Source organism: Planococcus notacanthi, from assembly GCF_030407825.1.
GTDB classification, from domain to species: domain Bacteria; phylum Bacillota; class Bacilli; order Bacillales_A; family Planococcaceae; genus Planococcus; species Planococcus notacanthi.
On record NZ_JASDCQ010000002.1, the window covers coordinates 193,236 to 208,211 of the forward strand.

Sequence of the window (14,976 nt, forward strand, 5' to 3'; positions counted from 1 at the left end):
ATTCGGTGATTATTCGGTTGTTTTCAGTGAGTCACTCAATTCGAACCATGCGGGAATGCCGGCAGTCAAAATACAGATGTAGCCGATATCCGCCAGGTCCGCTTCCGATGCGCCGGCTATCCGCGCTTTCTCTATCCAAGGGCCAGCGCCTTTGCCGTTCAGTTCAACGATGAAGTTGCCTGCCATGTTCAAATGTTTTAAGCGGGAAGACAGCAGTCCATCTTGCAAAATTCGGGCTTGCACATCCTCGGCATTCCCTGAGAGGAGGAGTGCCAGAATTTCTTCCAGGTAAGTTGTGTCTTCGGCGTCGAGCCAGTCAATGATCAGCTTCAGTGAATCAGTCGCCAGTTCCGGAGCTTGTGCTGGCTGGACAGCCGATTTCCCCTGCAATTCAAGTGCATAGGAAACCGCTTCAAGTGCCAATTTCAAGGCGGCATCGCCTTTGTATAAATAGGAAGTCAGGAAAAACTCAACGAGCTCCGGTGTTGTGTATCCAAAGTCGATGGCTCCTTTTGTATGAAACAGCATGCTTCGGGAATACAAGCGGGCTGCGTTCATACTAGCGATCAGTGCATCCTTTTCCTGACGGGACAAAGCACCGTTCTGCATAATTTCACCGCGTATTCCTGTGTAGGTGTCCAAGACAGCTGGACTGTAATCGTGCATCTTCTGGACCCATCCAGGCACCTCATCGTACACTTCTTTGAAATAATCTAACGCTTTACTCATATTCTCACTCCTGTTTTTTATTTTAAACTGTCCGGATATTCGTGCTGGTTAATGCCGAATACGACAGGAAGGATGAAGTAGACAAATACAACAATCAGAATGAAAGCCAGTACCGTCAGTCCTGAGCCTTTTCTCAACATGTCAATCATCGTAATTTTTCCGGTCGCAAAGATGATGGCGTTGGATGGAGTACCAATCGGAAGCATGAACGCAAAACCGGCACCCATTGCAACAGCGGTCATCAATGGCAATGGATGGACATCGATCGCCAGGGCAAGTGCAGCAGTAATCGGTACAAGAATCGTTACTGTCGCCGTATTGGGCGTCACTTGCGTCATAGCGATGCCAAGCAAAGTCGTTACAGCGAGAATCAGCAGGTAGGAAGTGCCTTCAAGCAACAGCAATTGGCTGCCGATCCAAGAAGCCAGGTCCGTGCCATTAAAGCCGGATGCCAGTGCAAGACCGCCACCGACCAACAGCAGAACGCCCCAAGGCATATTTTTCAGTGAATCTCCATTTAGAATCCGTTCACCCGAATCGCCTGAGGCGGGAATCAAGTGAAGAAGAATGGCCGCAACCATTGCAATCATGGTGTCGCTCAAACCTGGAATAATGTCGCTCCAGATAAAGGTTCTTGTCATCCACATAAAAGCAGTAAAGCTGAAAATGGCTAAGACAATTTTTTCTTCGTAGCCCATTTTGCCAAGCTCTTTCTTGCGTTCAACGACAAATTGTTTGCCGTTTCTGATGTTTTTAACTTTCATCGGATAGGCGATTTTTGTAATATAGAAAATCGAAACGATCATCAACAATGTTACGAGTGGAAAGGCGAAAATAAAGAACTGTGCGAAAGAAATTTCAATACCGAGCAGTTCACTCGCTAATCCGGCAAGAACCAGGTTTGTAGGAGTTCCAATCAAAGTAGCACTGCCGCCGATCGTTCCGCCAAAACCGATGGCAAAAATAATGGACTTGGTGAATTTTGTTTCTTCTTCTTTCGTGTAGACGTCATCTTCTTTCATTAACGTGACGACTTTCGCGATAATGGCCAAGCCGATTGGAATCATCAGCATGACCGTAGCCATATTGGAAACCCACATCGACAGGAAGCCGGTTGCCAGCATAAAGCCGAGTACCAAGCCTGACGTGCTGGCGCCCACTGCGCTGATGATGGACAATGCGATTCGTTCATGAAGGTTCCAGCGTTCCAGCGCCAAAGCGAGAGCGAATCCGCCGATGAACAGGAAAATCAGGTTATCGCCATAGCTGGAAGCGACAACGCCGGCTTCTACTGTCTGAAGCAAGGGAAGAAGCACCAGCGGCATCAAAGACGTAATTCCAAGCGGCATCGCTTCAAGAATCCACCAGACTGCCATCCAGGCAGTTACGGCCAATACTGCTCGGCCTTCTGTGCTGAGTCCGGGAAGAGGCAGTAAGAACAAAATCAGCAAAAATAAAGCGGGTCCTAAGAAAAGACCGATTTTTTGAGACAGGTTATAGGATTTCTTTCGGCGAACTTTTTCGCTTCCCTTATCGATGGATTCATTCCCCGGAAACTCGGCGGCTGCCACCCCAGCACCGCCTGAATTTCGCAGCTCTGCCATTGTCAGCAGATCTTTCGTTTGCTTGTGTGATTTCCACATACTTTTGTTTAATGTCTTCAATGAATATTTCATAGATGATTTCCCCCCATACACACCCCTTTGCAGGATGCTGTTCTACAATTTTTTCAGGAAGCTGTCGGCTGCCTGCAGAATCTCTTCGCGTTTTTCAAAAACCATAGTGTAATGGTTGGCGCCTGAAACGATGGTCTCGATCCGCTTCGTGTGTTTTTGCGTTTCTTCGTAATCTGCCAGGTAAAATAGAGGCGGCATGGAGCCAATCTTTCCTTCTGCGTATACCAGCAGGACAGGACACTCGATCTGCGGACATATTTCTGCTGGATCAAAAGAATAAAAACTGTCGAAATCCATCACGATGCGCGACTCAGTGGCTTTATTTTCCCAATGGCCATCCACGGGGCCGACTTCGTATTCCGCTGTCTCCTGCAATATGTCATTCCACTGAATTCCAAGATTCGCGTAAATCTTTTGGATTTCTTCCGTGTAATGCTGTTGAGAAGTGAATTCGCGGCTGATTCTACCAAGGGAAGGCTGGACAATTCCTCTTTGGTGTTCGGATGCCTTTGCAGCCCCGTCGAGCAAAATCAGCGCTTTGACTGATTGGAGCCGGCTGGCGACAATCGCTGAAATGAAAGCACCCATCGAATAGCCGAGCAAGATCGGATTGACGATCTTCAATTCTTCAATCAAGCCCAAAATATCATCAGCGTGCTTGAAGATGGAGGTGTCGGAATCCGCTGCCGCGCTGTTGCCGCGTCCGCGGAGATCTAACGAAATAAAACGATATTCGCCTTTAAACTGTTCGGCATAATAATGCATATTCTTGTGCGTCCCCGTTAATCCGTGTATCGCGATGATCGTTCCTTTTTCCCCTGGATAATCGGCTACTTGAATTTCGTTTCCATTGACCTCTACTTTATAAAGTTCCACTTAAATCCACTCCAGTTTATATTTGTAAGCTTCTGTATTAAAAAGAAGCAGCTGCCAGAAAGATTCCGGCAGCTTTTAATTGGCTTATTCAGTTCTCATAACAAAGTTCAATGAGGCCTCTTTATGATCGCCATGGTCTTCAAGCTTCGTTAAAAGAGAAGAACGGACGCCGCCGGCAACATCTGTCTCGAGCCATTCATCGCCTTCGAAAAATACTTGCGTGATCAAGGTCTCGTGTCCTTCATGCTCGAACTTGATGTGGATATGGGCTGGACGGTAAGCGTGGTAGCCCGCTGCAAAAGTGAATTCACCAGTTGGGCCGCTTGTCGGGATCTGGTAAGGGATTGGTACGATTGAATGCACTTCAAAATCACCGTTCTCGTCTGTATGGAACTGGCCGCGCAAATTGAAGTCCGGCGCAGTTGAATCATAGTTTGAATACAAGCCATCTGCATCATCCTGCCACCATTCGACTTTCGTTTTTGCCAAAGGTCCGTTGATGGAGCTTACATTTCCGCGGAACGTCAATTTGTCGCCAGGTTCGTCTTCTCTCTGCGGCATCACAAACGGTGATTCCTCAAGAACAGGCGCTCCTTCTTCGTAATAAGGTCCAAGCAGAGAAGGTTCAGTTCCTGGAGAATCTTTGTATTTAGATTCCAGTACATGGGTTTCCACAAAAACATCAAGGAACAAAGGAATCTCTCCGCTGCGTCCTAAGCGATCGGCCCATTCAACGAATTTCGTGTATTCTTCATGATTGAATTGCTGCTCATCCAGGAAGTTTTTTAAATGCTTAACGAACCCTTCATAAGCTCCTAACACGCGTTCGTTTACTACTGTTTTTTCTGTCATCTTAAATTCCTCCTCATAATGGGATAGTATTTTAAGTGTGAAGCCGAGAATGTAAACGCCTTCACAACCGGTAAAAAATAAAATGCTTGCAACTAAATGAAATACATTGTACGATATACGTACAATGTGTCGTTATGCGTACAATGTCATCTTAGCATAGGGGGTAGTGGTTTTGTCAATAAAAGAATCAGACAATTTTAAAAATAGTGGGGATTATATTCAGTCATTGGACCGGGGATTGCAGGTAATTCAAGCTTTTTCACAGCAAGACCGATCGCTTACTGTGAGTGGTGTTGCAAAGAAAACTGGCTTAAGCCGCCCGACGGCCCGCAGGATTCTGTTGACCTTGGAACATTTGGGATTTGCGGAATCAGAAAACAATGCATATTCACTGACAGCACGGACTTTGTCACTCGGCTATGCTTATCTATCATCGAATAACACATGGAGTTTGGCTCATCCCTTCATGAGAGAATTCGTTGCAAAGACAGAGGAATCGTGTTCGATTTCCATTTTGGACGGCACCGACGTTCTGTATGTCGCTCGGGTTTCGACGAAACGCATTATGTCCATCAATCTGGATGTCGGTTCACGTCTTCCAGCCTATGCCACTTCAATGGGGCATGTGCTTTTGGCTTATTTGGAGGAAGATGAATTGGAGAAATACATGGATGCCATTAATTTTGAACAGTATACAAGCAAGACGATTACGGATAAAGAGCAATTGCGTCAAGTTCTGGCTGAAGTGCGCGAGCGGGGCTGGGGAGGCGTAGATCAGCAGTTTGAAGAAGGTCTTCGTTCCATAGCAGTTCCTTTGCGCAATGAGACAGGAAAAGTCATTGCAGCAATCAATTGTTCCGCACATGCTGGCAGAACCTCAAAGGAAATGCTTCGCGAAGAATTTTTACCGATCCTTAAAGAAAGCGCTGAAAAAATCAATCAGGCAATTGCAGCTACAAATACTGCAAATTTACTTTAACCAATGTGAAAAAAACCGCTCTTGAGGCGGTTTTTTTTTGGAATCGTAAGGGATGAAAGTTGACATCCCTATGGATAAATTTCCATTCATGCACGTGCACAGCGTATAATCAAAATAGCTGACCCATGCAAGTAACGAGTAGAGTAAAGAGGTGCCATCCATGATCATCATCATCGATAACCAGGATTCATTCACGTATAACCTGGTCCATTATTTTGAGCAGCTGGATCAAAGTGTGCTTGTTTTTCAAAACGACGAATTGACTGCAAAGCAAATAGAAAAGTTGATGCCGGAACTGGTTGTGCTGTCCCCGGGTCCGGGCCGGCCAGTTGAACAAGGGGCAAGCCGGGAAGTGCTGACAGAATTGAGTGGAAAGATTCCGGTACTGGGCGTTTGCTTAGGGCATCAAACCATCATTGAACATTTCGGGGGGCGGATCGTCAAAGGGCGCCAGCCTATGCACGGAAAAGTCTCTGTGCTGGTGCATTCGGGCAAAGGCATCTTCGCAGGCATTCCCAATCCAACGACCGTGACCCGCTACCATTCACTGGTTGCGGAAGAAGCTGCGTTGCCTGCCTGCCTGGAAGTGACAGGCCGTTCTGAAGATGGAGCCATTATGGCTGTCCGTCATCGAAAGCTGCCGGTAGAAGGCATACAGTTTCACCCGGAATCGATCCTGACGGTGGAGGGCTTCCATATGTTGGAAAACAGTTATGAATTGGCGAAGCAGTGGAAAAAAGACAATAAGGGAGGTGACGGACATGCCAAACCCTTACCTATTGTATGAGTTCCGGAATGAAGATGGAGAGGTGGAACCACTTTTTTTCACCGACCCTCTGGAAGTTCTCGAAACTCATGTACTTGCCGAAGTGCCGGCAATCCTGGAAAAACTGGAGCAAGCGGTTAGCAAGGGATTTTATGCGGCCGGTTATGTGTCCTATGAAGCAGCACCTGCCTTTCATGTAGAGATGCAGACACAGCCGGCAGGCGAAATGCCGCTCGTATGGTTCGGGATTTTCAATGCCCCCCAAAAAGCGCCTGTTTTATCAGAAGAACAGGAGCCTTATAAGGTTTCGGAATGGAAAATGGCCAGTTCTGTGGAACATTATCAAAAAGGCATTCAGCAGATCAAGCAGGCGATTGAAGAAGGAGACACCTATCAGGTCAATTACACGGAACGCCTGTCAGCGGAATTTGACGGAAACGATTTGGCATTCTACCGCCAGTTAGCCAGAAATCAGCAAGCGGATTACGGTGCCTATCTGAATCTTGGCAGGTTCCGGGTGCTTTCTGCATCTCCGGAACTGTTCTTTAAAGTCCGCAATGGCCAGCTGACCGCCAAACCGATGAAAGGCACAGCGCCTAGAGGGCGTACGACCAAGGAAGACCAGGAACAGGTTGCGGCTTTGCTGGCTTCGAAGAAAGAGCAGGCCGAAAACCTGATGATCGTCGATTTGCTCCGCAACGATATGAGCCGGTTGGCCAAACGGGGATCAGTTAAAGCCGATCCGCTGTTTACGGTGGAAACCTATCCGACAGTCCATCAGCTGACTTCGACCATTGAAGCGCAGTTGGACAAAGAAACGACAGTTTTGGAATGGTTTCAGGCTTTATTTCCATGCGGTTCAATTACCGGTGCACCTAAAATCAGTACGATGAAGTACATCGCCGGATTGGAACAAACTCCGCGGGAAGTCTATTGCGGCGCAATCGGTTTCATTACGCCTGGTAAAGATGCTGTTTTTAACGTGCCGATCCGGACGGTCGTCATCGATCGGGAAAAAGGCATGGCCCGTTATGGGGTGGGCGGAGGAGTCACGTGGGACTCGACTTCTGAAGGGGAATACAAGGAATTGCAGACAAAAGCGGAAGTGCTGACCGCTAAACGGCCAGTCTTCAGCCTGCTTGAATCGCTGAAACTGGAGAATGGGAAGTACCCGTTGCTCGACTACCACTTGGCCCGTCTGCAGGATTCTGCAAATTATTTTCATTTCCCGGGAAATATTCAACAAGCTGAAAGTGAATTGATGAAACTCGCAGAAAAAAACCCGCAAGGCATTTACAAAGTCCGGCTGTTGCAAAATAAAGCAGGCAAACTAGAGCTGGAAGCGCAGGAAACTGCGGCCATTGGGCAGCCGGTTAAAGGCGCACTTGCCTTTTATGCAGTGGACAGCAAAAATCCTTTCCTGTTCCATAAGACCACCCATCGCGAGGTATACAACAAAGCAAGCGAAGGTTTGCCCAAAGACGTATTTTCGGTTCTGTTATGGAATGAAAAGCAACAGCTGACGGAATTTACGATCGGCAACTTAGTGCTGGAAAAGAATGGCCGTTTTTTCACACCGCCGGTTTCCTGCGGGTTGCTGGCTGGTACGTTCAGGCAGCAGCTCTTGGATCAGCAGCGGATCGAAGAGAAAATTCTCGGTAAAAAAGACTTGGAAACTTGTGATGCCATCTGGCTGATCAACAGTGTGCGCGGCTGGCTGAAAGTAGAGTTGATAAACCAGCCTTCCGAGATCATTTAATTGAATCTGCAAAAAGCCCAACCGGATAGTTTCCAGCTGGGCTTTATTTTTATTCGAAATCGAGTTTGTAATCGGAGGCTTTGATCATTTTCAGCTTGCGTGAGAAGACGAACAGCAAACCGATGTTCAAAAGGATTGGCAAGACCAGGAAGGTGCTGACCATGACGGTGATATTGCGGCCGTTCCAGCCGCCTTCCGCAAGATTCATGTAATTCAATGGTCCAACAAGGCCGGACAATCCGAAACCGGCACTGTAAGGTGTGCCTTGTATGTTCAGAATTCCTGCGAGTGCACCGAGGACAGCTGCTGTGATCAGCATGGGAATGGCAATCTGCGGTTTCATCAGAAAGTTTTTCATCTGAATCTTTGGAGATCCCAATACATGCGCGAGCGCTGTTCCCATGGAATTGGCTTTGTAGCTGGAAATGGCCAGTCCGACACCCGCTGCAACGATTCCAAGATTCGCAGCGCCTGCCCCGATGCCCGAAAGCATAATGACCGTGGCGACACCGACCGTTGAAATCGGCAGCAGGATAATGATACAGAAAATCATCGCGATCAAGGCCCCCATCACTACCGGTTGCAGTGAGGTGATATGCGCAACTGCTGTTCCGATTATGCCCGTTGATTGTTTCATGAACGGCAGCAGCAGGTAACCGACCATTCCGGGAATGAGGATGCTCAAAGTAGGCATCAGGAGAATGGCGTAGGCCTTTAGTTTATCTCCGAGAAATTGGACAAACAAAACAGTCAATGCCGCCGTGATTCCGATATTGATGACAATGCCGATGCCGTTCAACGTCATGACGCCTTCAGCGGTCTTCTGAATGACGCCGCTGCCGACCATGGAAGCGATTCCGACACTGGCTGTCTGGATTGGAGTCAATTTAAACGTGATGCCCACCATAACGCCGATCAGGACAGGCAATAAACTCATGGTGAAAACCGTAATGTCAAAAAGATGCTGCAGGGGAGGGAAATGGGGAATCAGTAATTTCAGTATTTCTCCTAATAATGCGTTTGGAATCAAAGCCACGACAATGCCGATGCTCATTCCGTTCAATAACTTACTGATGAATTCTTTCATAGCTGCAGCTCCCGTCTAAGTTGTTTGAAATATGTTACTGCTATAATGAATATTCTGAAATAAATCAACAAAAATTTTATCGCATTAACGCGTTGGTGTGCGAAAGCGCTTTAGAGATGCCCGCCTTGTAAAGAATACGATAAAATCTGGAGCGAAAAAAATTGAAAATAGCGTATAATGGCGGTGGAAATAGATAAAGGTCTGAAAAAAGGGGGGGCTTTATATTTCAGTTGATAAAGAAACACAAATTCTGGACGAACTGATGGTTAAAATTTCGTCAAAGCAATTTAAGGCGGGTGAAAAATTGCCATCGGAGAACGAATTGGCAAACCAGTACAGAGTCCCGCGAATGACGGTACGTGCAGCGCTGACAAAGCTGGAGGAACGAGGCCATATTTTCTCAAAGCAAGGAAAGGGACGTTTCTTAAAGGAAGAGTCTATTCAGATCCAACTGCATCTAACCGGAAAAGTGAGCTTTACGGAAAAAATGGAGCAGGCCGGCTATGATTTGGAAACACGTCTTGCCGGCTGTGAAAAAATCGGATATGACGAAAGAATCTACCGTCTACTGGAATGCGACCCGGCTGACGATGTCTATAGAGTTTCAAGAATCCGCTTTATCGATAGGCAGCCGATTGCTATACACAATTCCTATGTGAGTGAGAAAATGTTTCCTGATATAGCAACTGAAGGACCCGGTATCCGTTCGATGTTCGCTTATTACAGGCGGCATGGGCATACCGAATTTGCTGGCAGCAAAACCTTCTTGAGCGTTGCATTTCCAACTTCGGCAGAACAACAGCTTTTGCAATGCAAAAGCATGGTTCCGCTCTTGATGGTGGAAAACGACTGCATCGATGAAGCAACTGGAAAAGTGCTGGAGCATAGCAAAATTCTGTATCGCAGCGATAAATTTAAATACGACATCACCATGGATTAAAACAGGCAAAGGAGCACGCATCCTTTGCCTGTTTTTTGTTTAGGAAAAAATGTAACTTCGAGTTCTTCATTTATTTTCCAGACTCCGGCAAATCTGCATAGGTGCTTCCGCTTTTCTTCCCTCATTGTGAAGGGTATTTACATAAGCTTTACGAGAGCTTAAAACACAGCCACTTGGCGACAAGTTACGATGAAATCACAGACAAGGAGGCAGAGATTATGAAAAGACGCAGAAGAACAGAAATACTCATTCAAGGAGATGGGCGTTTGGCAACCAAATTGGCAGACAGCATTGCAGAGAAGTACGAATGCCGTGAAGTTACTGCGCCCGAGCAAGGAATGATTATGGTCAAAATGAGGGAGTCAGCAAAAAACTCCTTGTTTTATATGGGAGAAGTCCTGATAACGGAAGCGAAAGTGGAGGTTTCAGGAAAAATCGGAACCGGCCTGCTCGCAGGTATGGATGGACAGCGCGCCAGGGATTTGGCGGTCATTGACGCTGCTTATAAAGCCCAGTTGCCGGAAGCATCTGAATGGGAATCTCTGCTTTTGGCAGAAGAACAGCAAATCATTAGAGGCAAAGCACAGCAGCAAGCAGAGCTTTTCGAAACGAAAGTCAGCTTTGAAACGATGGAAGTTTGAGAAAAAATTAACTGAGCAGGAGAGATGATATGGCGATTGATCAAATTCATGACTTGCAACAAGTTTACCGGAAATTACTACATAGTATGTCACGGCCAGGAACCATCTCGTCGATGGGCCAAGAGAGCGGAAATGTGGATGTGGATTTTGAATGCGCCAATGCGTTGATGTTAAGCGCAATGACGCTGCTGGATGCGGAAGTCACTTTCCATGTTTTATCGGAAACCCGGCAGGATTTGATTGAGAAGATTTCAGAATACACTTCAGCCCGTCACGCTCCATTGCAGCAAGCGGATTTCATCATTGTGCTGCAGGAAGATGAAGAGTCGAAAGTTTTAGAGGCCATGGCACAATGCAAAATAGGCAGCTTGATCGATCCCCAGCAATCCTCAACGTGGATCATCGAAACACCGATTTTATCGAATACAGGCTCATTGCTGCTGACAGGGCCAGGAATCGAAACAGAAGCTCGTTTGTCGGCGGGGCAATCGCCTCGATTCTGGCAAGCCAGAGACAACCGCATCAAGGAATATCCGATGGGCATCGATCTGATCTTTGCGGATTGCTCGTCCCAGATCGCTTGTCTGCCGAGAACGGTTATGGCAATTCCGATGGAGGTGGAATAAATGGGGTATGTTCCTGTTAAAGGCGGAACTCAGGCAATTGAAGCTTCGATTAAGCGCCTGACTTACAACCGGTTGAAGGGCGAAGAAATTTTAGAGCTTGATACGATTCTGGCGACGATGGGCAGCCTGGTGGATCAGGTGATGTCTGAAAGCAGTCTGTATTCTCCGGAACTTGCGGCGTTGGCCATCAAGCAGGGAGAAGGCAGCATGGAAGAGGCGGTTTTTCTGATGCGCGCGCACCGTTCAACGTTGCCGCGGCATTATTACAGTGAGACCGTCGAAGCGGAAACGATGCTGGTTGAACGGCGGATATCGGCAAGCTTCAAGGACATTCCAGGGGGCCAATTATTGGGGGCCACGTATGATTACACACACCGGCTATTGGATTTTGGGTTATTGGAAGAAAGCCCAGAAACAAACGATGCATGGCTTCAGGAATACAAAAAGAGCCTTTCGGCTGTTCAAAGCTCAAAAGAAGTGGTTTATTTTCCGAAAGTTGTCGATTACCTGCGCAAGGAAGGTTTGTTTGAGGCCTATGAACCGGACGATGCACCTCCGACTGATGTCACCAAGCAAAGCCTTGAGTTTCCAACGACAAGAAGCGCCCGGCTGCAGGTGCTGACACGGGGACAGACAGGTGCGGTCACTTCATTCGGTTATGCATCGCTAAGAGGATACGGACAAGTACATCCCACTGTCGGTGAAGTCCGCGTAGGCAAAGTTCCGATTTACACCAGACATCCGAACGAGGTGAATCAGGATCCTGAAGATCAGTTTTATGTCGGCGAAATCCGGCTGACGGAAGTGGAGTCCTTTGTACCGGTAAGCAAAAAGAATGATGAAAATGAAGATGCACTGGATTTTGAAATCGGTTATGGCGTCTGTTACGGGCAAAACGAAACAAAAGCAATCGCCATGAGCATCCTGGACCAATGTTTGGAACATCCGAATTCGACATTTCCGACCCACGATGAAGAATTTGTCTTATTGCACATCGATTCAGTGGAATCCAGCGGTTTTATTTCCCACTTGAAACTCCCACATTACGTTACGTTCCAGTCGAAGCTGGACAGTATCCGCCAAGTAAAGAAAGGAGTGGCAGAAATTGAAAGCTAAAAAGCATTTTGCATTTTTTGATGAAGGATCCAAGAAAGAGATTCGGCGGGCTACACTAAAAGCCGTCGCTATTCCAGGCTACCAAGTGCCCTTCGCTTCACGGGAAATGCCGATTGCACGCGGCTGGGGAACAGGCGGCTTGCAGCTGACCCTTTCATTGATCGGCAAAACAGATGTGCTGAAAGTCATCGACCAAGGTGCCGATGAATCGGTCAATGCGGTCAGCATCAAAAAATTGGTCCAGGAAACAACGGGTGTCCAGCTCACGGATCAAACCGAAGAGGCGGATTTGATCCAATCACGCCACCGCATTCCGGAAACACCTATGACCAAAGATCAGATTCTGGTCCTTCAAGTTCCCATGCCCGAACCTTTGCGTCCTGTTGAAGCGCGTGAATACATGACCAAACGTATGCATGCAGAAGACGATTACAGCGGTGCCTGGCTGATGCTGTTCGAGCAGATCGTCAAATACGGTAAAACAGCGACTGCTGCGGATCATCCGGTCTACGTCAATGGGCGCTATGTGATGGCACCAAGCCCGATACCGCGGTTTGATAATCCAAGAATGCATCATTCAGAAGCGCTGATTCTGCTGGGGGCGGGACGCGAGAAAAAAATCTATGCCGTTCCACCTTATACAAAGGTCGAATCGTTGGCTTTTGAAGACTATCCGTTTGCTGTCGAATCGTTTGAAGGCAAGGAATGCCGATTGTGCGGTTCGGCCCATGTCTTTTTGGATGAATTGGTTGACTCTGAAACAGGGGAGACCGTCTATCAATGCAACGATACCAGTTATTGCATGGAGCAATTGAACAGCAAGGAGAAAGCCGAGGTGGAGAGCAGCTATGCATGAAGAACCGATTTTGAAAGTACGCAACTTGCGCAAGCAATTCGGACCCGGCTGCACGCAGTGTGAGATATTGGGCTCTGACCAATTGGTGAAAAATTTCTGTACAGTATGCGGAACGGTTAATGCAGTCCGTGATGTGTCGCTTGATTTATATCCCGGTGAAATACTGGGAATCGTCGGAGAAAGCGGCAGCGGCAAATCCACATTGATGCAATGCCTATACTTCGACACTGACGTTGCGTCAGGTGAAGCGTATATCCAGACACCGGCTTTGGCGGGACACAATGTCTTTGAATTGTCTTCCCAGCAAAAGCGTTCAATCCGCAACCACGAGTATGGAATGGTGTATCAAAATCCAGTGCACGGCTTGAAAATGAATTTTTCCTCGGTGGGGAATATCGCAGAAAAGCTAATTGCAGCAGGCAACCGGAATGTTGGAGACATGGAAACAACAAGCAAAAGGCTGTTGGAAAACGTCCATATTCCATTGCATCGGATGAAAGAAGAGCCGCGCAATTTTTCAGGCGGCATGCAGCAGCGGGTCCAAATAGCTAAGGCGTTATCGAATAATCCGCCCATCCTGTTTTTGGACGAAGTGACGACTGGCCTTGATTTGTCGGTGCAGGCAAATGTCCTGGACCTGATCAAAAAAATCCAGCGCGAGCTTGGCATCAGCATGATTGTGGTATCGCACGATTTGGCGGTGATCCGTATGCTGGCTGACCGGACTGTGGTCATGCTGAATGGCGAAATCATCGAACAGGGCTTGACCGACCAGGTATTAGAAGACCCACAACATGCGTACACGCAACAGCTTGTGTACTCATTACTCTAGGAGGAGCGATACTTTGTATATTATCCATAATGGCAAAATCATAACCGAGCAGTCAATAGCCGAGGGATTCGCAGTCGTAGTGGAAGGGGAAATCATCCAGTCGCTCATTCCGGAAGAACAGGTAGCGGATTATCCGGACGCTGTCCTGATCGATGCCAACGGTGGCTATATCTCTCCGGGATTTATCGACATCCATTCCGATTATATTGAAACCATCGCTTCTCCGCGTCCGACCAGCATGATGAATTTTGATATCAGTTTGCGTGAAGCGGAAAAAATCCTCATCAGCCATGGCATCACGACGATGTTCCATTCGCTATCATTCTACAAAGAAGATGTTTTTTCCCATAAACCGATGCGCAATCCGAACAATATCCAGCGCATGGTGGATGCCATCGAAGCGACGCATAACCGGTTGCACTTGATTCGCCACCGGCTGCATGCTCGTTTTGAAATTGACAACATCGATGAAGTCGATCAATTGGTCCAAAATATTGAAGACGGCAAAGTGCATTTGCTGTCATTCATGGACCATACACCCGGACAAGGGCAATACCGTAACTTGGAAGTCTATCGCGAGACGTTGAAAGGCTACCGGGAAATTTCGGATGACGACGTCAATGTCCTCATTGCAGAGCGGCAAAGCACCGAATGCCTCGCTGCGGAAAAGATCAAAGAAGTAGCGGATATTGCTTTGGCTCGCGGAATTGCTGTCGCTTCACATGATGACGACGATATAAAGAAACTGGATGTGGTGAAAAGCTTCGGCACCACCATCAGTGAATTTCCCATCACGCTCGAAGTCGCCATCAAAGCGAAAGAACTGGGAATCTTTACAATCGCGGGAGCTCCCAATGTGATGTTGGGTGGCTCACATTCCGGCAATCTATCAGCTGCAGAAGCCGTCAGCCACGGCTGTATGGACATTCTGTGCAGCGATTACTACCCGCCTGCTTTGCTTCATGCCGTCTTCGATCTGCATGAAAAATACGGCAATGACCTGCATGCGATGTTCATGATGGTCACGTTGAATCCGGCAAAAGCAGTGAAAATGGATAACGAACTGGGTTCCATCAAGCCCGGGAAAAGAGCCGATCTCCTGGTAATTGAACGCATGGATGACGGCTATCCGATGCTGACAGCGACAATGGTCAATGGAGCACTGATCACCACAACCAACTATCGAGTTAAATAAGAAAAGCGGAAGCACCCGTGTAGCTTTGCCGGGCATAAGACGATCT

Annotated in this window: 15 protein-coding genes; 10 read left to right on the forward strand and 5 right to left on the reverse strand. The window is 47.5% G+C overall.

The genetic code is table 11. The features are described 5' to 3' along the window. Positions 1-9: 9 nt before the first annotated feature. The 4 genes from QMA01_RS08390 to QMA01_RS08405 all read right to left on the reverse strand — a co-directional run bounded on the left by QMA01_RS08390 (position 10) and on the right by QMA01_RS08405 (position 4,133). A complete protein-coding gene (locus QMA01_RS08390) occupies positions 10-729 on the reverse strand; it encodes a carboxymuconolactone decarboxylase family protein (protein WP_290183659.1) in 720 nt (239 codons plus the stop codon). Between the two features lie 17 nt (positions 730-746). Further along, on the reverse strand, positions 747-2,405 hold the full coding sequence (locus QMA01_RS08395) for an SLC13 family permease (protein WP_191714680.1): 1,659 nt from the start codon (positions 2,403-2,405) through the stop codon (positions 747-749). A 42-nt stretch (positions 2,406-2,447) separates the two neighbouring features. Continuing rightward, a complete protein-coding gene (locus QMA01_RS08400) occupies positions 2,448-3,281 on the reverse strand; it encodes an alpha/beta fold hydrolase (RefSeq protein WP_191714681.1) in 834 nt (277 codons plus the stop codon). Between the two features lie 84 nt (positions 3,282-3,365). Further along, a complete protein-coding gene (locus tag QMA01_RS08405) occupies positions 3,366-4,133 on the reverse strand; it encodes a dioxygenase family protein (protein ID WP_191714682.1) in 768 nt (255 codons plus the stop codon). A gap of 172 nt (positions 4,134-4,305) precedes the next feature. Between QMA01_RS08405 and QMA01_RS08410 the strand changes: the two genes are divergently transcribed. From QMA01_RS08410 to pabB, 3 genes are all read left to right on the forward strand, one after another. Then, positions 4,306-5,112, forward strand: coding sequence for an IclR family transcriptional regulator domain-containing protein (locus QMA01_RS08410; RefSeq protein ID WP_225218416.1), 807 nt, complete (start codon positions 4,306-4,308; stop codon positions 5,110-5,112). Positions 5,113-5,272: 160 nt separating this feature from the next. After that, positions 5,273-5,899, forward strand: coding sequence for an anthranilate synthase component II (locus QMA01_RS08415; protein WP_290214739.1), 627 nt, complete (start codon positions 5,273-5,275; stop codon positions 5,897-5,899). Beyond that, positions 5,874-7,637 (forward strand): aminodeoxychorismate synthase component I, encoded by a 1,764-nt coding sequence (gene pabB, locus QMA01_RS08420; RefSeq protein WP_290214740.1) that lies wholly within the window; start codon positions 5,874-5,876, stop codon positions 7,635-7,637. The genes QMA01_RS08415 and pabB overlap by 26 nt, the downstream gene beginning before the upstream one ends. A gap of 49 nt (positions 7,638-7,686) precedes the next feature. On the opposite strand, the gene QMA01_RS08425 is transcribed toward pabB, so the two are convergent. After that, positions 7,687-8,724: a PTS sugar transporter subunit IIC gene (locus QMA01_RS08425; RefSeq protein WP_290214741.1), complete on the reverse strand. Its 1,038-nt coding sequence runs from the start codon at positions 8,722-8,724 to the stop codon at positions 7,687-7,689. Between the two features lie 250 nt (positions 8,725-8,974). Between QMA01_RS08425 and QMA01_RS08430 the strand changes: the two genes are divergently transcribed. The 7 genes from QMA01_RS08430 to phnM all read left to right on the forward strand — a co-directional run bounded on the left by QMA01_RS08430 (position 8,975) and on the right by phnM (position 14,930). Then, positions 8,975-9,664, forward strand: a complete 690-nt coding sequence (locus tag QMA01_RS08430; protein ID WP_290214984.1) for a GntR family transcriptional regulator — start codon at positions 8,975-8,977, stop codon at positions 9,662-9,664. A 218-nt stretch (positions 9,665-9,882) separates the two neighbouring features. Then, entirely contained in the window at positions 9,883-10,305 is a 423-nt protein-coding gene (gene phnG, locus QMA01_RS08435; protein ID WP_290214742.1) for a phosphonate C-P lyase system protein PhnG, read from the forward strand. Positions 10,306-10,334: 29 nt separating this feature from the next. Then, positions 10,335-10,931: a phosphonate C-P lyase system protein PhnH gene (phnH, locus tag QMA01_RS08440; RefSeq protein ID WP_290214743.1), complete on the forward strand. Its 597-nt coding sequence runs from the start codon at positions 10,335-10,337 to the stop codon at positions 10,929-10,931. Beyond that, positions 10,932-12,047: a carbon-phosphorus lyase complex subunit PhnI gene (locus QMA01_RS08445; RefSeq protein ID WP_290214744.1), complete on the forward strand. Its 1,116-nt coding sequence runs from the start codon at positions 10,932-10,934 to the stop codon at positions 12,045-12,047. After that, positions 12,037-12,903 carry an alpha-D-ribose 1-methylphosphonate 5-phosphate C-P-lyase PhnJ gene (locus QMA01_RS08450; protein WP_290183670.1) on the forward strand — a complete coding sequence of 289 codons (867 nt, stop codon included), beginning with the start codon at positions 12,037-12,039 and terminating at the stop codon, positions 12,901-12,903. Before QMA01_RS08445 ends, QMA01_RS08450 begins: the two co-directional genes overlap by 11 nt. Beyond that, positions 12,896-13,735, forward strand: a complete 840-nt coding sequence (locus QMA01_RS08455) for an ATP-binding cassette domain-containing protein (RefSeq protein ID WP_290214745.1) — start codon at positions 12,896-12,898, stop codon at positions 13,733-13,735. The genes QMA01_RS08450 and QMA01_RS08455 overlap by 8 nt, the downstream gene beginning before the upstream one ends. Then, entirely contained in the window at positions 13,698-14,930 is a 1,233-nt protein-coding gene (phnM, locus tag QMA01_RS08460; protein ID WP_290214746.1) for a phosphonate metabolism protein PhnM, read from the forward strand. Before QMA01_RS08455 ends, phnM begins: the two co-directional genes overlap by 38 nt. Positions 14,931-14,976: the final 46 nt, after the last annotated feature.

Bases quoted from the DNA above. Each gene is read 5' to 3' on its own strand.
- QMA01_RS08415 (WP_290214739.1), top strand. From the start codon at position 5,273: ATGATCATCATCATCGATAACCAGGATTCATTCACGTATAACCTGGTC.
- QMA01_RS08395 (WP_191714680.1), bottom strand. From the start codon at position 2,405: ATGAAATATTCATTGAAGACATTAAACAAAAGTATGTGGAAATCACAC.
- pabB (WP_290214740.1), top strand. From the start codon at position 5,874: ATGCCAAACCCTTACCTATTGTATGAGTTCCGGAATGAAGATGGAGAG.
- QMA01_RS08425 (WP_290214741.1), bottom strand. From the start codon at position 8,724: ATGAAAGAATTCATCAGTAAGTTATTGAACGGAATGAGCATCGGCATT.
- QMA01_RS08390 (WP_290183659.1), bottom strand. From the start codon at position 729: ATGAGTAAAGCGTTAGATTATTTCAAAGAAGTGTACGATGAGGTGCCT.
- QMA01_RS08405 (WP_191714682.1), bottom strand. From the start codon at position 4,133: ATGACAGAAAAAACAGTAGTAAACGAACGCGTGTTAGGAGCTTATGAA.
- phnH (WP_290214743.1), top strand. From the start codon at position 10,335: ATGGCGATTGATCAAATTCATGACTTGCAACAAGTTTACCGGAAATTA.
- phnM (WP_290214746.1), top strand. From the start codon at position 13,698: ATGCGTACACGCAACAGCTTGTGTACTCATTACTCTAGGAGGAGCGAT.
- QMA01_RS08455 (WP_290214745.1), top strand. From the start codon at position 12,896: ATGCATGAAGAACCGATTTTGAAAGTACGCAACTTGCGCAAGCAATTC.
- QMA01_RS08445 (WP_290214744.1), top strand. From the start codon at position 10,932: ATGGGGTATGTTCCTGTTAAAGGCGGAACTCAGGCAATTGAAGCTTCG.
- phnG (WP_290214742.1), top strand. From the start codon at position 9,883: ATGAAAAGACGCAGAAGAACAGAAATACTCATTCAAGGAGATGGGCGT.